Source organism: Bacillus sp. IBL03825, assembly GCF_024712505.1.
GTDB classification, from domain to species: domain Bacteria; phylum Bacillota; class Bacilli; order Bacillales; family Bacillaceae_G; genus Bacillus_A; species Bacillus_A wiedmannii.
Window position 1 is genome coordinate 5243111 of record NZ_JAMXKE010000001.1, and the last position, 17667, is coordinate 5260777.

The 17667-nt window shown below is 36.9% G+C and carries 18 protein-coding genes and 1 pseudogene; 5 read left to right on the forward strand and 14 right to left on the reverse strand.

Annotated elements, in window-relative coordinates; all coding sequences use genetic code 11:
- Positions 1 to 17: 17 nt before the first annotated feature.
- From NHG49_RS27050 to NHG49_RS27070, 5 genes are all read right to left on the reverse strand, one after another.
- Positions 18 to 689: an ABA4-like family protein gene (locus NHG49_RS27050; protein WP_064476083.1), complete on the reverse strand. Its 672-nt coding sequence runs from the start codon at positions 687 to 689 to the stop codon at positions 18 to 20.
- Positions 673 to 987, reverse strand: a complete 315-nt coding sequence (locus NHG49_RS27055) for a hypothetical protein (RefSeq protein ID WP_064476082.1) — start codon at positions 985 to 987, stop codon at positions 673 to 675. The genes NHG49_RS27050 and NHG49_RS27055 overlap by 17 nt, the downstream gene beginning before the upstream one ends.
- Positions 974 to 1501, reverse strand: coding sequence for an RNA polymerase sigma factor (locus tag NHG49_RS27060; protein WP_258126769.1), 528 nt, complete (start codon positions 1499 to 1501; stop codon positions 974 to 976). The genes NHG49_RS27055 and NHG49_RS27060 overlap by 14 nt, the downstream gene beginning before the upstream one ends.
- Before the next feature lie 242 nt (positions 1502 to 1743).
- Positions 1744 to 3414, reverse strand: coding sequence for an arginine--tRNA ligase (gene argS / locus NHG49_RS27065; RefSeq protein ID WP_258126771.1), 1671 nt, complete (start codon positions 3412 to 3414; stop codon positions 1744 to 1746).
- Positions 3414 to 3851, reverse strand: coding sequence for a YwiB family protein (locus NHG49_RS27070; RefSeq protein WP_000414871.1), 438 nt, complete (start codon positions 3849 to 3851; stop codon positions 3414 to 3416). The genes argS and NHG49_RS27070 overlap by 1 nt, the downstream gene beginning before the upstream one ends.
- 202 nt (positions 3852 to 4053) lie before the next feature.
- Between NHG49_RS27070 and NHG49_RS27075 the strand changes: the two genes are divergently transcribed.
- Positions 4054 to 5055, forward strand: a complete 1002-nt coding sequence (locus NHG49_RS27075; protein WP_064476079.1) for a S66 family peptidase — start codon at positions 4054 to 4056, stop codon at positions 5053 to 5055.
- 10 nt (positions 5056 to 5065) lie between these two features.
- Here NHG49_RS27075 and NHG49_RS27080 read toward each other — a convergent pair whose 3' ends face one another.
- The gene (locus NHG49_RS27080; protein WP_064476078.1) at positions 5066 to 5428 is read right to left on the reverse strand and encodes a YxeA family protein; all 363 of its coding nucleotides are present in this window, start codon (positions 5426 to 5428) and stop codon (positions 5066 to 5068) included.
- Positions 5429 to 5662: 234 nt separating this feature from the next.
- Between NHG49_RS27080 and NHG49_RS27085 the strand changes: the two genes are divergently transcribed.
- The gene (locus tag NHG49_RS27085) at positions 5663 to 6700 is read left to right on the forward strand and encodes a PTS sugar transporter subunit IIC (protein WP_064476077.1); all 1038 of its coding nucleotides are present in this window, start codon (positions 5663 to 5665) and stop codon (positions 6698 to 6700) included.
- Between the two features lie 113 nt (positions 6701 to 6813).
- On the opposite strand, the gene speB is transcribed toward NHG49_RS27085, so the two are convergent.
- From speB to NHG49_RS27105, 4 genes are all read right to left on the reverse strand, one after another.
- Complete coding sequence (gene speB, locus NHG49_RS27090) at positions 6814 to 7686, reverse strand: agmatinase (protein WP_001209823.1); 873 nt, start codon at positions 7684 to 7686, stop codon at positions 6814 to 6816.
- A 219-nt stretch (positions 7687 to 7905) separates the two neighbouring features.
- Complete coding sequence (gene speE, locus NHG49_RS27095) at positions 7906 to 8733, reverse strand: polyamine aminopropyltransferase (protein WP_064476076.1); 828 nt, start codon at positions 8731 to 8733, stop codon at positions 7906 to 7908.
- Positions 8734 to 8919: 186 nt separating this feature from the next.
- Entirely contained in the window at positions 8920 to 10083 is a 1164-nt protein-coding gene (locus NHG49_RS27100; protein ID WP_064476075.1) for an MFS transporter, read from the reverse strand.
- 5 nt (positions 10084 to 10088) lie between these two features.
- A complete protein-coding gene (locus NHG49_RS27105; RefSeq protein ID WP_061680054.1) occupies positions 10089 to 10496 on the reverse strand; it encodes a MerR family transcriptional regulator in 408 nt (135 codons plus the stop codon).
- Positions 10497 to 10648: 152 nt separating this feature from the next.
- Between NHG49_RS27105 and NHG49_RS27110 the strand changes: the two are divergent.
- Both NHG49_RS27110 and NHG49_RS27115 read left to right on the forward strand, forming a co-directional pair.
- Positions 10649 to 11374: pseudogene (locus NHG49_RS27110) on the forward strand (glycerophosphodiester phosphodiesterase).
- A gap of 102 nt (positions 11375 to 11476) precedes the next feature.
- The gene (locus NHG49_RS27115; protein ID WP_088047726.1) at positions 11477 to 13528 is read left to right on the forward strand and encodes a transglycosylase domain-containing protein; all 2052 of its coding nucleotides are present in this window, start codon (positions 11477 to 11479) and stop codon (positions 13526 to 13528) included.
- 34 nt (positions 13529 to 13562) lie between these two features.
- Here the strand turns inward: NHG49_RS27115 and NHG49_RS27120 are convergent, their stop codons facing one another.
- Together NHG49_RS27120 and NHG49_RS27125 are read right to left on the reverse strand one after the other, a co-directional pair.
- Positions 13563 to 14072 (reverse strand): YwhD family protein, encoded by a 510-nt coding sequence (locus NHG49_RS27120; protein ID WP_064476072.1) that lies wholly within the window; start codon positions 14070 to 14072, stop codon positions 13563 to 13565.
- Positions 14073 to 14097: 25 nt separating this feature from the next.
- Positions 14098 to 14772, reverse strand: a complete 675-nt coding sequence (locus tag NHG49_RS27125; protein WP_000372469.1) for a site-2 protease family protein — start codon at positions 14770 to 14772, stop codon at positions 14098 to 14100.
- Between the two features lie 111 nt (positions 14773 to 14883).
- On the opposite strand from NHG49_RS27125, the gene NHG49_RS27130 reads away from it, so the two are divergent.
- Entirely contained in the window at positions 14884 to 15069 is a 186-nt protein-coding gene (locus NHG49_RS27130; RefSeq protein WP_001147171.1) for a 2-hydroxymuconate tautomerase, read from the forward strand.
- A 39-nt stretch (positions 15070 to 15108) separates the two neighbouring features.
- Here the strand turns inward: NHG49_RS27130 and NHG49_RS27135 are convergent, their stop codons facing one another.
- Both NHG49_RS27135 and NHG49_RS27140 read right to left on the reverse strand, forming a co-directional pair.
- The gene (locus NHG49_RS27135; protein ID WP_000262747.1) at positions 15109 to 16413 is read right to left on the reverse strand and encodes an HD domain-containing protein; all 1305 of its coding nucleotides are present in this window, start codon (positions 16411 to 16413) and stop codon (positions 15109 to 15111) included.
- 146 nt (positions 16414 to 16559) lie between these two features.
- Positions 16560 to 17507 (reverse strand): ABC transporter substrate-binding protein, encoded by a 948-nt coding sequence (locus NHG49_RS27140; RefSeq protein WP_000787720.1) that lies wholly within the window; start codon positions 17505 to 17507, stop codon positions 16560 to 16562.
- Between the last annotated feature and the right edge of the window lie 160 nt (positions 17508 to 17667).

Sequence of the window (17667 nt, forward strand, 5' to 3'; positions counted from 1 at the left end):
GCCTTTCTCAAGGCCCTTTATTTTATTTCCCAATTCACTTTTACAAAACCATCTTTCACCATTAAACCACTTATATTAAATACATACTTTTCATTTGCTTTTAATGTAGCTTTGAAAGTACCTTTTTTCGATTCACAGATCTCTTTTAATTCTCTTATACCTTCTCCTTGCCTTTCATACAAGCTAAAACATAAACTCCCACGTTTTGCATCTGTCTCATAAGAAAATGTTACTTCTGTATCTTTTGCATACTCAAGTTCAATATCTTTCCCAGCGATATCCCATGATGAAAATTTTGCCTCGTAACTGGTCTCCCCTTTCTTCTCATTTTCTAAATATATATCACCAGCTCTCCACATATCATCTAACGTTTGAACGAAAGCAAAGCCGCTCAGTAATACAAACATCGCACTTGCAAATATGACAACTAATGTTATCTTTTGTTTTTTCATAGCCTTCATCGTATGTTGTCCTTCTATTTTCTTGGTACTTCTTCTTATCATATATAACAAAACTCCAATAAAAAATGGCAATACAATCGCTATAACACTCCACCACTTACTTATTCCACGCGTTTTCGCATCTGTATACACCCATGATGCTACACATACTAAAAGTGCTATAAAAGTCAAAAGCATTGTAATCCCAGCTATCTCAAATACTACAAATGGATTAGCGAACTCTATCATGTAATTTATACTCCTTCTTTAAAAATGACTGTATGACAACATATATAGGAACGTATAGATGCATCATAATCACACTTGCTATCAACATAGGGACTTTATGATTCAAATGAGTGACAAACTGCTCCATAACAACTGTTAATAAAATAATCCAAATAACATGAATACAAATAACCCATCTCTTCTCTAATTTTCGAGCATTTCGTACGCTCTGTTTCGTATTATTTATCAGCTCTTCGCTTGGAATCGTGTCTTCAGCTAAGCTGCTCCTTATCTTCTGATCAAACTTATCTTCTGTCATAAACGAACCCCTCCAAATGTTCCCGCATTTGCTTCTTCGCATAATTAAGGCGGTATTTCACCGTACCAATCGGTATATTTAATATTTCGCTCATTTCTTTATAAGAGTATTGTTCATAATAGTAGAGTACGAGCACGGTTTTATATTTTTCATTCAATAGCTGTATAACTTCCCGTATCATTTCCACTCCCACTTTTTGAATAAATTCTTCTGATATATTCACTTCATCTGCGAAATCTATTTCTCTCCCATCCTCTTTATGAAATAAATCCAATACGCGATCTTTCCACCTTTTCTTCTTACGATAAAAGTCATAAAATGTACGAACACAAATTGTAGTAATCCATTTTTTATAATTTTCCACACAAGAAAGTTGGTGCCTAGAGGAAAAAACTTTTATCCAAGTCTCTTGAAAAATATCTTCTGCATCTTCTTTCGTTTTCGCTAATTTATAGCATAAGGAATATATTTGCTGCTTATATATATCAATTAATTCTTCTACCTTTTCTTCCATCTTAAACCTCCTGTCATTTATATAAGACGACGCAATTTCTCCCTTTGTTTGATAAAATTTTATTTTTTTATTATCTCCATACAAAAAGGCAATCACAACATCGTGTGATTGCCTTTTACTGAAAACGAAAAATCGGCTAGAATACTCGGTGGCTTCGCGCCTTCCTCCGAGGTAAAGTACGCCTCTCTGTCAGGAGCTCCATCCCCCTCCTATTCTGAACGAGTCGCTTCCGCTTTTCTTTATTACATTTTTTCTGGTGCAGATACTCCTACGATTGCTAATGCATTTTGAAGTGTAGTGCGTACTGCTTTCATTAACTCATAGCGAGCTTTACTTAATTCTAAGTTATCTTGGTTTAATACTTTTTCTGCATTGTAGAAGCTGTGTAATGCTGCTGCTAATTCAAATGCATAGCTTGTAATGCGGTGTGGCAGACGTTTTTGTGCTGCATCCGCAACTACAGCTGGGAATTCACCAAGTTTTTTCAGTAACTCTACTTCTTTCTCCGAAGTAACAAGCTTGTAATTCACGTCTCCGCCTGCAGCTAATCCTAACTCTTCACCTTGACGAAGGATACTGCATACGCGAGCATGAGCATACTGTGCATAGTATACTGGATTTTCATTAGATTTTGATACGGCTAAGTCCATATCAAAGTCTAAATGAGAATCACCGCTACGCATTGCGAAGAAGTAACGCATTGCGTCCACGCCTACTTCTTCCATAAGCTCACGAAGTGTAACTGCTTTACCTGTACGCTTACTCATCTTCATTTTTTCACCATTTTGGTACAGTTGTACCATTTGGATGATTTCTACTTCAAGTGTTTCTTTATCGTAACCAAGTGCTTGAATAGCAGCTTTCATACGAGGAATGTAACCGTGGTGATCAGCACCCCAAATGTTGATTAACTTATCGAAACCACGCTCTAATTTATCACGGTGGTAAGCGATATCTGGCGTTAAGTATGTGTAAGAACCGTCGTTTTTAATTAATACACGGTTTTTGTCGTCACCGTAAGTCATAGAACGGAACCAAGTTGCACCGCCTTCTTCAAAGATCTCGTCACGCTCTTTTAATACTGCAAGTGCAGCATCGATTTTTCCGTTTTTATATAATGATGTTTCTGAGAACCATACATCGAATTTAACACGGAAGCTTTCTAAGTCTTTTTGAAGTTTTGCTAACTCATATTTTAAACCGTATGAACGATAGAACTCATAGCTTTCTTCAGCATCAGCTTTTGCATAACAATCGCCAAACTCTTCAGCTAAACGCTTACCGATTCCAATGATGTCCGCACCATGGTATCCGTCTTCTGGCATTTCTTTCTCTAGGCCTAAAGCTTGCATGTAACGAGCTTCAACAGAAAGAGCTAAGTTATGAATTTGGTTACCAGCGTCATTAATGTAGTATTCACGAGATACATCGTATCCTGCTTTTGCTAATACGTTACATAAAGTGTCACCTACTGCCGCACCACGTGCATGTCCTAAGTGAAGGTCACCTGTTGGATTCGCAGATACGAACTCAATTTGTACTTTTTCACCTTTACCAGTATTCGTTTCACCGTAAGCTTCGCCAGCGTTAACGATTGTTGGGATTAAGTCTGTTAAATAGCTATTATCCATGTAGAAGTTAATGAAACCAGGTCCTGCGATTTCAATTTTTTCAATAGAAGCTTTTGCTTTATCGAAGTTTGCAACTAATTCTTCTGCAATCATACGAGGTGCTTTTTTCGCAACACGTGCAAGTTGCATTGCCATATTTGTAGAGAAGTCACCATTTGTTTTATCTTTTGGAGATTCTAATACAACGTTTGGAATCTGTTCTTCTGTCGCTAATTCTGCCTTTAATACAGCAGCTTGAATTTCTTCTTTAATTAATCCTTTTACTTGTTCTAAAGAATTCATTATTTTGCCTCCTTCAAATTAAGTGTAATTGTATATCTGCCAGCTTCTTGTTCACTTAGAAGCAATGCGTACGTTAAGAAGAGTTGTCCTTTTTTCTTTTCATCCGACCATTTAAAAAGAACGTTATCAGTTTTCGTTTGCAATGCAAACGTACCAAGTTCACTCGTATACGTACCAGTTGTCCATTCACCTTTCACATGCGTTTGACGCATTGAAACAGCACCTGAACGCATAATGAGAACTTGTTCACCTTGAATTTTAATAATTGTTTTCACTTCGCCCTGTTCGTTCGGCTCTTGGAATGTTACATATGTACCTTGACCTTTTACATAGTATTGACCATTTGCTTCAAAAGCAACGGTTTCCTTCCTCGCCCCTTCACGGATTTCTGTTACGAAATGAACGTGTACCGGCAAGCCTGCAAGTTGTTTCTCCACGTCTTGCACACCTTTCAAATGTTATAGATATTAAATACTACTTATAATAAATCACTTTTCCTATCATATCAAAAAAAACCTCTGTCTGTCTGCTGAAAAATCAGGAAAACTCTATTTCAAAAAATAATTCACTTCCACTTTATTTCATATGATAAAATGTTTTTTAAATCTAAATATTCTTTTATTTAAAGAGGTGAGTTATGTGCTACCGACAAAATTGAAAAAAGGTGATGAAATTAGAGTTATTTCACCCTCTTGTAGTTTAAGTATTGTCTCAAATACGAACCAAGAGCTTGCAATAAAAAGATTAACCGACATGGGCTTTCAAGTTACATTCTCAACATATGCTGATGAGATCGATCGATTTGCTTCCTCTTCTATTTCTTCACGTGTTCAAGATCTTCATGATGCATTTAGAGACCCTAATGTAAAAGCCGTTTTGACGACACTTGGCGGATATAACTCTAATGGTTTATTGAAACATCTCGATTATGACTTAATTCGAGAAAACCCGAAGTTTTTCTGTGGCTATTCTGATATTACCGCTTTAAATAATGCAATTTACACAAAAACAGGACTTGTTACATATTCAGGCCCCCATTTCTCTTCATTTGGAATGGAGAAAGGTCTCGAATATACGACTGATTATTTTTTAAAATGCTTAACTTCTAATGAACCTATTGAAGTCCTGCCATCTGAAACATGGAGCGATGATTCTTGGTACATCGATCAAGAAAATCGAGAATTTATTAAAAATGAAGGTTATGTTTCAATTCATGAAGGCGAAGCAACTGGAGAGATTATCGGTGGTAATATGAGCACATTGAATTTACTACAAGGTACACCATATATGCCAAACTTACAGGATAAAATATTATTTCTTGAGGAGGATAGTTTAACTGGAAAAGCTACCCTTAACACTTTTGATCGTTATTTACATTCTCTTATGCAGCAACCTAACTTTGAACATATAAAAGGCATCGTCATAGGAAAGATGCAAAAAGGTGCACAATGTACGATAGAAGACATTCAAGAAATGATCGCTTCAAAACCTGAACTTGCACATACCCCTATCATTGCAAACGCAAGTTTCGGGCATACAACCCCGATTTTCACTTTCCCAATTGGTGGACGTGCAAAAATCATTTCTAACAAAGAAAAGACATCGATCACCATTTTAACGCACCATAAAAGGAGCGAATGAGTCGCTCCTTTTATGGTTTTTCTATTTTCTCCAATGCTTTTTGCGGAATTGATTCTTTTGAGATTTCAGCCCATCCTTTTCCTTGCGTACCTTTTGCATAAATTTTTATAAATTCCCCCGTATGCAATTCACGGTTCATCATTCTTTTCACAACTTGTAACTTTCCGTCTTCTGTATACCCTTTAAATGTATACAAGTATTCACCGGCTTTTTTCTCACCTTTATCTATAACCGCATAATAATCTTGTATTTCTTTATTTGAAAAGAAGTTGTCTACAAAAGCATGTACACCTTCTGTTTTTGTGTTTAAATAATATGCTGTTCCCCCTAAAATAATGGCGAACACAGCTAAAACTTTAATTACCAATTTCATAAATGCGCCTCCTGTTTGCACTTCTTTCTCACTAACCTTATGTCTATACATGTATTATACGAAAAACAACATACTATACTCTATCGAAACGCCTTACACTTTCCTTACATTATTGTAAGAGTTTTTCCCTTTATAGCAAATTCCCATCAAAAAAATTTTCCGTTTACCAAACTTTTATATTATTATTGAATGATACGAATTTTTATTACAAAAATCAAAGGAGACAGTTTTCAAATGGCTATCTTGCAAGGTTTAGCACTATTACTTGTTGTACTTTGTCTATTTACACTTTTTAGTTACCGTGCTCCTTACGGCATGAAAGCAATGGGTGCTTTAGCTAATGCAGCAATCGCAAGTTTTCTTATTGAAGCATTTCACCGTTATATCGGTGGAGAAATGTTTCATAATGACTTTTTACAATCAGTAGGAGAAGCTTCTGGTAGTATGAGCGGTGTCGCAGCGGCAATTTTAGTCGCATTAGCAATCGGTGTTTCACCCGTATATGCTGTTTTAATCGGTATCGCTACTAGTGGATTCGGTATTTTACCAGGATTTTTCGCTGGATACATTTGCGCTTTCGTCGTGAAATTTCTCGAAAAGAAATTACCGGCTGGTGTAGAATTCTTAGCAATTTTATTTATTGCTGCACCAATCTCGCGCGGCATGGCCATGCTTATGGATCCGCTCGTGAACGCAACACTCGGTAAAATCGGTTCTATGATTTCAGTTGCAACTACAGAAAGTCCTATCATTATGGGTATTATGCTTGGTGGATTAATAACAGTTATTTCTACCTCTCCATTAAGTTCTATGGCACTAACTGCAATGCTTGGATTAACAGGTTTACCAATGGCAATTGGTAGTCTTGCCGTAGCAGCCTCAGCCCCAATGAACTTTATTTTCTTTAAACGACTAAAGATTTGTTCAAAGAAAGATACAATTGCTGTAGCAATCGAGCCTTTAACACAAGCCGATGTTGTTTCAGCAAATCCAATTCCAATTTATGCGACAAACTTCGTTGGCGGTGCGCTTGCTGGTATTATTACATCTCTGTTCCAGCTCGTTAATAATGCGCCAGGAACAGCATCACCAATCCCAGGACTTCTTGTCTTATTCGGATTTAATGACGTTGTAAAAGTAACAATTGCTGCTGTATTATGTGGAATCGTTACCACTATTGTTGGATACATCGGATCAATCGTATTCCGCAAATATCCAATTCGTTCTGCTGATGAAATTCGCGGCATTACTTCGGAAGAGAAGGTTGCATAAGAAAAAGAGCTATTCTCAAACGATGAGAATAGCTCTTTTTTTATCCAGTTACGCCTCCTAGACCCTTGCGTCTAAGAACCTTATTCACCGGATCTAAACAGTCGGCTTCACTTTTACTTCACCCAACCGAGCAGCATTTCCCGCACGAATTTGCTTGCTGCGACTGGTGTTTGATCACTATGGTCGTAGACAGGAGCTACTTCTACTAAGTCTGCTCCAACTACATTTATATTTGAATTTGCAATTGCCACGATGGAATCTAATAATTCTTTAGATGTGATACCTCCAGCTTCTAACGTTCCTGTTCCTGGAGCGTGAGCTGGGTCTAATACGTCAATGTCGATTGTGACATAAACTGGGCGTCCTGCAAGTTTCGGTAATACTTCTTTTAACGGTTCTAATACGTCAAATTTATATAAGTTCATACCTACTTCTTTTGCCCATTCGAATTCTTCCTTCATTCCAGAACGAATACCGAAAGAATATACGTTTTCCGGACCAATTAAATCGCACACTTTACGAATAGGTGTAGAGTGCGATAAAGGCTCCCCTTCATACGATTCACGTAAATCAGTATGAGCATCCATATGGATGATTGCTAAATCCGGATATTTTTTTGCCATTGCCTTAAAAATTGGCCAAGACACTAAGTGCTCACCGCCGAGACCTAGTGGAAACTTATCGGCATCTAAAAGTTTTGATACATACTCTTCAATCATGTCTATGCTACGCTGTGGATTTCCAAATGGTAATGGAATATCACCCGCATCAAAATATTTTACCTCTTCTAGTTCACGATCTAAATATGGGCTATATTCTTCAAGACCAATTGATACTTCACGAATACGTGCAGGGCCAAAACGAGAACCTGGACGGTAGCTTACTGTCCAATCCATTGGCATCCCGTAAATAACTGCCTCTGACTCTTCAAAACTTGGATGACTTTTAATAAATACTTTACCTGAATAAGCTTCATCAAAACGCATACTCTTTTCCTCCTTATGTGGAACTTAAGGTATCCCAACCTTTCATTATTTCTCAAATTTGGAGCGAGCTGCTCCTCTTTCTCGATTTACCGGTGTCTTCTTTTTTAACAATAAGAAGACGATTTTCTTTACAGGAGTGTAAGTAGCTAGCATGTTCAAGTCTTCTGGACAAACACCTTAAATGAGCTACCTACACTTTATTTGTTCAAACTCGATTTCTTACTTAATTAAATCGCCAACAAATTTCGGTAATGCGAATGCTGCATTGTGTAATTCTTTTGTGTAGTATTTCGTTTCGATTTCGTGGAAACGCTCTTCACTTACTTCTAGTGGATCATGTTGTTTAGATCCGATTGTGAATGTCCAAAGTCCACTTGGGTAAGTTGGAATGTTCGCTGTGTATAAACGAGTAATTGGGAAGATTTCTTTTACGTCTTTAAACACAGTTGTAATTAGTTCTGGTGTGAACCAAGGGTTGTCCGTTTGTGCAACGAAAATACCATCTTCTTTTAACGCTTTTGAAATTCCAGCGTAGAAGCCTTTTGTAAATAGGTTTACTGCTGGTCCTACTGGCTCAGTAGAATCTACCATAATTACGTCATATTCATTTTCGCTTTCTGCGATGTGTAGGAAACCGTCTCCTACTTTTACTTCTACACGCTCATTATCTAATGCACCTGCAATTGATGGTAAGTATTGTTTAGAGTACTCAATTACTTTTCCATCGATTTCAACAAGAGTTGCTTTCTTTACGCTTGGGTGTTTTAACACTTCACGAATAACACCACCATCGCCACCACCTACAACTAATACGTTTTCAGGGTTTGGATGTGTAAATAAAGGTACGTGCGCTACCATTTCATGATAAACGAACTCATCTTTTTCTGTTGTCATAACCATGCCGTCTAAAATAAGCATGTTTCCGAACTCTTCCGTTTCAACCATATCAAGTTTTTGGAATTCTGTTTGCTCCGTATGTAATGTGCGGTTAATACGCGCCGTAATCCCAAAATGTTTTGTTTGTTTTTCAGTGAACCATAGTTCCATCGTACAATCACGCCTTTCAATGCAAATTTATAATAGGGACATCATTAATGTCCCCTAACAAAAATAAAACAAAACATCCAAAAAGTATAGTTAAAAGTACAAAAATACCGAAAATATATTTTAGTCAGAGGGTTCTAACATATATGCGAAAAGGGATTGCCCTGTAATAGGAAAGAAAACCCTTTCTTAAGAAAGGGCTTTTCTCTCTACTTCTACCGGTTTTCGAACCGGAATTAAAATCATTACACAACCGACTAACACAACAATTCCACCGACTAAAAACGGACTTTGTGGTGAAACAGTGTGGCCGATGATTCCTGATAAGATTGGAGCAATTGCGCCACCCAACCAACGAACGAAGTTATAAACACCTGATGTAACAGATCTTTCATAAGGTGAAATATCCATTACATAACTTGTAAATAATGCATTATTTAATCCAGATGCTAATCCTGATAGAACAATTAATACAATTTGTAACCACATAACTTTCACGAAGAATAGTGCGATTAAGAAAAGCGCAAATACGAGTAAACTGCCTTTCAACAATGCTTTCGGCTCATATTTACCTTCCAGCTTATGAGCTAAAATTGCTGAACCGTAAGCTAACGCTAATCCCCATCCGCAAAATACAAACCCTAATTGAATAGCAGATAAATGCATAATAAGTGGTGAATATGCCAATACAACGAAAAATCCGTAGTAGTATAACATTCCTGAAATCGCACCTTGCATAAACGGTTTATATTTCACTAGGTTAAGTAATTCTCCTACGCCTGCCGCTTTACGCTTCACTTTTTGCTCCGGTTCTTTTACAAAAAAGAAAACTAAAATAAATGCTAAGAAAATTAAAATACTCGTCGCAAAAAATGGATAACGCCAAGAATGTCCACCTAATATACCGCCTAATAACGGTCCGCCTGCCATCCCTAAACCGATAGCTGCTTCATATAACCCTACCGCTTCATGAACTTCTTTACTTAATGCAATCAATAATGTCATCGCCGTTGCAAAGAACATCGCATTTCCTAATCCCCATCCAGCGCGGAAAAGAGATAATTGAGCAATCGTTTGCGATATACCGCATATAAACGCAAATACAGTCACGATCGCAAGACCGATCGTCATCATTCGTTTATCACCAAATCTCGATGCGAATATTCCAGCTGGTAACATCATAATTGCCATCGTGAAAATATATGCTGTAAATAACATCTCTACTTGCCAATGCGATGCACCAATTTGCTCAGCGATGCTTGGCAAGATTGGATCGACTACCCCTATACCCGAAAAGGCAAGAAAGGTAGCCACCACTGTAATCAATCTCCCTAGTTTTTGTTTGCTCTCCATTTTGATTACTCTCCTTTTGTATTCTCTAAAAATGTCGCTGCGCGATGTAAACTATCCTCGAGTTCCGCCTTTACGCGCTGCATTTGCTCCATTTTCTCGTCTAGCGTTTGCACTTGTTTTTCAAGCATCTCTTTAATTTCTTGAATCACTTCGCGGTCACGAGGGTTCTCACTATTTCTTCTTTGCTCCATTCGTTCTTTTAACGATAAGAAATGTTGCATTTCTTGAAGCGTAATTCCTAACACTTCTTTCGCTTCCACAATTCTTTTAATTCTGGCGATATCCTCGTCTGTATACAGGCGAATGTTCCCCTCACTACGTTCAGGGGGATGAATTAAACCAATTTCCTCATAATAACGAAGTGTACGTTTTGTTAAACCAACTTGCTTTGTGACTTCATCAATTTTATACATGTTTATTCCTCCCTTCACTCAATTATTACATTTTACGTTAACGTTAACTTTTGTGCAACTGTTAGACTTTTGTAAATGTTTTTCCCATTCAATTGTATTTTTCCAAAAGCAGTTTCATAATGAAAGAAAAGAAACGATAAGGAGATTTCCCTATGAATAAACCACTTATTTTCGCCCACCGCGGGGTAAAAGGAACACATCCTGAAAATACGATGATTGCTTTCCAAGAAGCCGAACGCATTGGAGCCCATGGCATCGAGCTTGATGTCCACCTATCAAAAGATGGTGAACTTGTCGTGATTCACGATGAAACAGTAGATCGCACAACAAATGGTATCGGTCTTGTTTCTGAAAAAACGGTAGCGGAATTACAAGCTTTAGATGCTGGCAGCCATAAAGACCCTTCTTTCCATGAAGCAAAAATCCCAACGTTACGCGAAGTATTCATTTGGCTATCTACAACAAAGTTACAGCTCAACATTGAGTTAAAAACAGATGTCATTCACTATCCAACTATTGAAGAAAAAGCTATCGCTCTCGTTCGTGAATATCATCTATCTAATCAAATTGTATTCTCATCATTTAACCACGACTCTATTTCATTATTAGCAGAAATAGCTCCTGAAATCCCAAGAGCAATTTTATATGACACACCACTTGCTGATCCGATTGCTGAAGCAAAAAATAGAAACGCAACTGGTTTACACCCAAACTTTCAATTATTAACAAAAGAATTTGTCCAATTTGCACAAAATTAAGGGTACGCTTTCCGCCCTTATACAATTAACGAATACAAAGATTTACAAATTATGATTGACTATGGCGTAGATGTTATTATTACCGATTGGCCAGCACGTGCCTTTGAGCTCCTTTCTTAATTGAAGGAGCTTTTTGTTTTCGAAATTTCATTGTTTAAAATAACCGAAAACCCTCAATACTAATACAATAATGTTTGTATTAGTATTGAGGGGCTGAAAAAGATGGATCAAACTATGAATCCGAAACTTAAAAAATATAAACGTCTTTTCTTCACCGTAATGTTTTCTTCTGTTCTTTTTTTCGTTTTTTCCTTTTTTGTTATTATTATAGTTGCAAAAATTATGGGACCTCCTCCTGTTGCTGTCCCGCAAACGAGTGTCTTTTACGCTAATGATGACACTGTTATCGGACAAAATAATGAAATGCAAAAACGTTACAATGTATCTCTCAATGAAATCTCTCCTTATGTAAAAGAGGCGACACTATCTATAGAAGATCAACGATTCTACAAACATCATGGCTTTGATATGAAACGTATTGCTGGTGCTATTGTTGCCGATTTAAAAGCGATGGCAAAAGTCCAAGGTGCTAGTACGATTACACAACAGTATGCTCGTAACCTATACTTAGATCATGATAAAACGTGGAAACGTAAACTATTAGAAGCGATGTACACAATCCGCCTTGAAGTGAACTATAATAAAAATCATATTTTAGAAGGATATTTAAATACAATTTATTACGGACATGGTGCTTATGGTATCGAAGCTGCGTCCCGTCTATATTTCGATAAAACAGCAAAAGAATTAACATTAGCGGAAGCTAGTATGCTCGCAGGCATTCCGAAAGGACCTAGTGTCTACTCTCCCTTTTTAAAAGAGGATCGTGCGAAAGGACGACAATCTCTCATATTAGACGAAATGGTAGAACAAGGTTATATTACGAAGCAACAAGCAATATCAGCAAAAAAAGAGCCACTAACTTTTGCCTCATTAGATACAAAAAAAGTGGCAGAGATTGCACCTTATTTTCAAGATGCTGTACAAGCTTCTCTTCTTCGTGATATCGGATTAGATGAACAAGCCTTACAAAAGGGTGGCCTGCGTATTTATACAACACTAGACCCTAAATTACAATCTGTTGCAGAGCAAGCTGTAAAAGATCACATACCTGACACAACAAACATACAAACCGCACTCGTCTCTATGAATCCAAAAACAGGTGAAGTGGCTGCCCTTGTGGGAGGAACCGATTATAATAAGAGTCAATTTAACAGGGCTACACAAGCCGTTCGTCAGCCTGGTTCTACATTTAAGCCATTTCTATACTATGCGGCACTAGAACGAGGATTCACCCCTGCTACGCGCTTAAAAAGCGAATATACGGTATTTACTTTAGGCGACGGTGTTTCAAAGTATAAACCAAAAAACTATAAAGATTATTATGCAGATGATTTCGTAACGATGGCACAAGCTCTCGCAGTTTCTGATAACATATATGCTGTGAAAACGAATTTGTTTTTAGGTGAAGATATCCTTACAAAAACAGCGAAACAATTCGGAATTACGAGCGCATTAAAAGATGTTCCATCTCTTGCTCTTGGCACATCTCCTGTAAAACCAATTGAAATGGCGAATGCTTATAGCATGTTCGCAAACGGTGGAAAAGAAGTAAAACCGATGTTTATTCGCCGCATTATGGACCAGGAAGGAAACATGTTATACGATGCTCATCTGGAGAGTAAACAAGTTCTCGATAAAAGCAAAGCGTTTGTGATGGAAGAAATGATGACGGGCATGTTTAATAAAAAACTGAGCAGCTATGCTGCTGTAACTGGTCAATCGATGTTATCTAAACTATCAAGAACATATGCCGGAAAATCCGGTTCTACTGAAACAGATAGTTGGATGATTGGATTTACCCCGCAAATCGTAACGGGTGTATGGGTTGGATACGATCAACCTAAATCGATTTCAAACGTAGCAGAACAAGGATATGCAAAAAGAATATGGACCGATACGATGGAAAAAGGATTAGATGGACAGCCTAAAAAAGAGTTTAAACAACCAAGTGACGTCGTTGCAGTCGATATTAACCCTGAAAACGGAAAAATCGCTACAAAAAATTGTCCAATTTCAGTGAAAATGTATTTCGCAAAAGGTACAGAACCGACTGAATATTGTATGGATCATGTTGATGATAAAGAAGAATTTGAAAAGACAACTGAAGAAAAGAAAAAAACAAGTTGGTGGAAAAAATATCTTCCTTGGTAAAAAAAATAGCTGACGGGCATCCGTCAGCTATTTTTTATTCACTTAATAATGCACGGCGCAATTCTTCACTAGATTCGTTCCAAATCGCTTCATTATGTTCTTTCAAGAACGTACCAAGTACTTTTTTAGATACTTCATCCATATGGTCAACCATAATGTAACGCTTCATTGATTTATCCATTTTGTTTACGTGCTCTGGAAGTGATTTATATCCGCGGCGAATTTCACGGTCAACTGTCATTTCACAAGCTGTTACACCTGCATAATAAGCACCTGTCGCCGTTCTTTCAATCGTTACCCACACAAGCCAAAATGGTTTTCCGTTTGGAACTTCATCTTTATTTGTTAAAAACTTAATACCTTTTTCGACTGTACTACGTGCATGCATTGCACCGATATCGACAAATGCTGTTTTCTCTAGTACATCGACAAATACAGGTGAAATGTTTTCTAGACTTAATGCTCCAACACCAAAACCACCATGTCCATCTGTTGAATCATTTTTCACGATATTAAAACCGATTTTTTTCTTTTTCTCTGTCATATGAAAATTCCTCCTCACTTAATGATTATAAAAGGCCAAAAATAGGCGCAATGATACTGTCTAAAAATACAAATACATATGGAATGACAACATTAAAAATAGGTTGAATTGTATAATTGCTAAGCGGTGTAATAACAAGAATTAATAACGCTATTGCTCCATACTTTTCATACTGTGTCATTTTCGCACGAATATTTGTTGGTGCTAGATCTTCCACAACTCGATACCCATCAAGTGGCGGAATTGGCAATAAGTTAAATACAAGTAATACGATATTAAGCATAATAAAAATCCGGAAGAATTGAGCCAATGTATCTGCTACTGCAAATGGAATTGAGTCTAATACACCAAATGTTAATAGGCTATACCAAATAATTAAACCAATTGCACTTAAAATTAAGTTACTAATTGGGCCTGCAATTGAAACTAATATACCTGCAAGACGCGGCCGTTTGAAGTTATATGGGTTAACAGGAACAGGTCTTGCCCAACCAAAACCAAGAATTAATACAGCGATCATCCCAATAGGGTCTAAGTGCGCCATCGGTGATAATGTTAAACGGCCTTGCTTCTTTGCTGTATCGTCTCCAAATTTATATGCAACATATGCATGCGCAAATTCATGCACTGATAACGCAATAATAATGGCCATTGCTACCAACGGAATTTGTTGCAATGGGTATCTAAATAACTGATCCATGATTCATCTCCTCTTCAATCTGTCAAAAAAGAAAATATTTGTTTTTTCGATTGTTCTTCCCCATAATCCGCTATAATAAGAGTGTAACTTACATAAAAGGAGCGATTATATATGCCATACGTAACAGTGAAAATGCTAGAAGGACGCACAGAGGAACAAAAGAAAGCTCTTGCTGAGAAAGTAACAGCAGCAGTAAGCGAAACAACTGGTGCTCCTGAAGAAAACATCGTTGTTTTCATCGAAGAAATGTCTAAAAACCATTATGCAGTTGGCGGAAAACGCTTAAGCGACAAATAATTTCAAGTTCTTTCATAAGAAGCAGCTCTTAGCTGCTTCTTATTTTTTTCCTTCTAGTAACTCGATGATTCTCTCTTTATATTTTCCTTTTCTTCCATCTTCATAGATTAAATCATGCGGATAGAATAGTTTTTGATCCCTTCTCTTCTTACCAGTAATTGCCTCAACAATATCCGATTCACGCGAAAGCTCTCTAAGCTCTCCATTTGGCATAAGGAGTAAGATTGGCAGACGCTCTTCTTCTTCACCAGCACGGTAAAAGTCGTACGGCAAGTCTGATGTTGAATCAACTACTAAATAGTATTCTGGATCAAGTCCAATCTTTTTAAATAAGCTACTTAATTCCATCCAATTATCTAAACCGTGCTTATCTGTAAACTCTACATATTTAAATAGGTTTCGATTCATAAAACGACGGCATAAATCACTTAAAATTGGATCTTCTTCGTCTTGCCATACTTGGAAGTAATAATACATAACGTTCTCGTCTAACTTTAAATAATCCTCTACTGTTACTTCTTCTTCAAATAAAGAATAGAAATGAACCGGATGATTTTTAAATGTATAATACTTCTCATGCAATGATTTTGCACGGTGTAAAATCTTCGTTAAAATAACTTCGGCACTGCGCGTTACCGGATGGAAATATACTTGCCAATACATTTGATAACGACTCATAATATAATGCTCAACAGCATGCATACCACTATTTTTAATGACTACTTGATTTCCATATGGACGCATGACACGTAGTATACGTTCCATATCAAAGTTTCCATACTTTACGCCAGTGAAATACGCATCTCTTAATAAATAGTCCATACGATCTGCATCAATTTGACTGGAAATCATGCTAATCGCTAATTTATTAGTAGATGTTTTCGCGATTACATCGGCTACCTTTTGCGGAAAGTCTTTATCCACACGACTTAATATGCGATTAATTTCCGTATCTCCAACGATAATCTTTTGCGTAAATTTCTCATGATCTAATGAAAATACTTTTTCAAACGAGTGAGAAAATGGGCCGTGACCGACATCATGAAGTAATGACGCACATAAACATAACAATCTATCTTCAGCATTCCAGTTCGGTCTGCCATCAAACACATCATCAATCATACGACGAATAATTTCATATACACCTAACGAATGAGTAAAGCGACTATGCTCTGCACCGTGAAATGTAAAAAATGTCGTTCCAAGCTGCTTAATACGGCGCAAGCGTTGAAATTCTTTCGTTCCGATTAAATCCCAAATAACACGATCGCGTACGTGCACATATTTATGTACCGGGTCTTTAAACACTTTTGTTTCGCTGAGTTTGTCGTTTAAATATACCACCTTCCGACATCCCCCTTTCTTTACTGCATTCTTACTATATATTATAAACGAAATAGGAAACAGAAAGAAATGAAAGACTATATTAATTGCCCTTATATAAAGAAAAAATCACTTTTACCGAAGTAAAAGTGATTTCTGTTTATACATTATTTCCCTAAAACGAATTCAGCAACTTCATCTAAGATCATTTCTTTACCTAGAGGGAAGTAACCTTTGTTTACGTCTTCGTTTTTAATTGTAAATACGTGGTTGTTTTTAACAGCGTTCATATTTTTCCAAATTGATTCTTCTTGGAATTCTTTTAGACGCTGAGAACCGTCACCAGTTGTAAATACGAATAAGTAATCTGGGTTGTAATCGATTAAAGCTTCTTTTTGTACTTGTACTAGTGGTTTATCCGTTGGTGTACCTTTAACTGCTGGTAATTTTAAATCGTTAAAGATTACGCTACCGTAACCGTAGTCACCGTATACGCGGAAAGCATTTGGATATGCAGCCATTTTCATAAATTTAGCATCGCCAGTTTTCGCAACGATTTTATCATGTAATTTGCTTGCTTTTTCATCATACTGTTTGAACCATTCTTTTGTTTCTTTCTCTTTACCGAAGATTTGACCTACTTCTTCGAATTTTGGACGCCATTGATCTAATGGAGTTTTTAACATAACTGTTGGTGCAATTTTAGATAATTGATCATAAATCTTTTCTTGACGATTGTTTACAAGAATTAAGTCTGGTTTTGCAGCAGCTACTGCTTCGATGTTAATTTTATCGCCCCAAGCAGAACCAACTGGTTTTACGTCTTTTAATTTCTTTTCAATATGTGTATCAATTTTTTCTTGAGATGTATTAGCAGTAATAATTGGTTTCATACCAAAAATTAATAATTCTTCTGTTGAACCACTAAGGTCAGCAATTTTCTTTGGATTTGCAGGGATTTTAATTTCCCCTTTTGCGTGTTGTACAGTGCGCTCTTCAGTCTTCGCATCCTTCGCATCTGCTTTCTTCTCTTCTTCTTTGTTAGAACAAGCTGCAAATAGTACAGAAGTAACGACTAGTACCATTGCTAATAGTGCCATTTTAAAATTCTTCATGTTCCCACTCCTTCTAGCTGTATTTATCTTATAAGTTACAATGAACTCTAAGAAACGAGGATAACAATCAATCAATATATATTTATTAATTGTTACTAATAACCCATTCTAACGGGCGTTCAACCTCCCATTCGTATATAAGAAGCTCAACGTCCATTAG

Excerpts from the sequence above, each read along its gene's own strand:
- NHG49_RS27085 (WP_064476077.1), top strand. The coding sequence starts at position 5,663 with ATGGCTATCTTGCAAGGTTTAGCACTATTACTTGTTGTACTTTGTCTA.
- NHG49_RS27115 (WP_088047726.1), top strand. The coding sequence starts at position 11,477 with ATGGATCAAACTATGAATCCGAAACTTAAAAAATATAAACGTCTTTTC.
- NHG49_RS27120 (WP_064476072.1), bottom strand. The coding sequence starts at position 14,072 with ATGACAGAGAAAAAGAAAAAAATCGGTTTTAATATCGTGAAAAATGAT.
- speB (WP_001209823.1), bottom strand. The coding sequence starts at position 7,686 with ATGCGTTTTGATGAAGCTTATTCAGGTAAAGTATTTATTAAAAGTCAT.
- NHG49_RS27125 (WP_000372469.1), bottom strand. The coding sequence starts at position 14,772 with ATGGATCAGTTATTTAGATACCCATTGCAACAAATTCCGTTGGTAGCA.
- speE (WP_064476076.1), bottom strand. The coding sequence starts at position 8,733 with ATGGAACTATGGTTCACTGAAAAACAAACAAAACATTTTGGGATTACG.
- NHG49_RS27140 (WP_000787720.1), bottom strand. The coding sequence starts at position 17,507 with ATGAAGAATTTTAAAATGGCACTATTAGCAATGGTACTAGTCGTTACT.
- NHG49_RS27050 (WP_064476083.1), bottom strand. The coding sequence starts at position 689 with ATGATAGAGTTCGCTAATCCATTTGTAGTATTTGAGATAGCTGGGATT.
- NHG49_RS27130 (WP_001147171.1), top strand. The coding sequence starts at position 14,884 with ATGCCATACGTAACAGTGAAAATGCTAGAAGGACGCACAGAGGAACAA.
- NHG49_RS27100 (WP_064476075.1), bottom strand. The coding sequence starts at position 10,083 with ATGGAGAGCAAACAAAAACTAGGGAGATTGATTACAGTGGTGGCTACC.
- NHG49_RS27060 (WP_258126769.1), bottom strand. The coding sequence starts at position 1,501 with ATGGAAGAAAAGGTAGAAGAATTAATTGATATATATAAGCAGCAAATA.
- NHG49_RS27055 (WP_064476082.1), bottom strand. The coding sequence starts at position 987 with ATGACAGAAGATAAGTTTGATCAGAAGATAAGGAGCAGCTTAGCTGAA.
- NHG49_RS27105 (WP_061680054.1), bottom strand. The coding sequence starts at position 10,496 with ATGTATAAAATTGATGAAGTCACAAAGCAAGTTGGTTTAACAAAACGT.
- argS (WP_258126771.1), bottom strand. The coding sequence starts at position 3,414 with ATGAATTCTTTAGAACAAGTAAAAGGATTAATTAAAGAAGAAATTCAA.
- NHG49_RS27080 (WP_064476078.1), bottom strand. The coding sequence starts at position 5,428 with ATGAAATTGGTAATTAAAGTTTTAGCTGTGTTCGCCATTATTTTAGGG.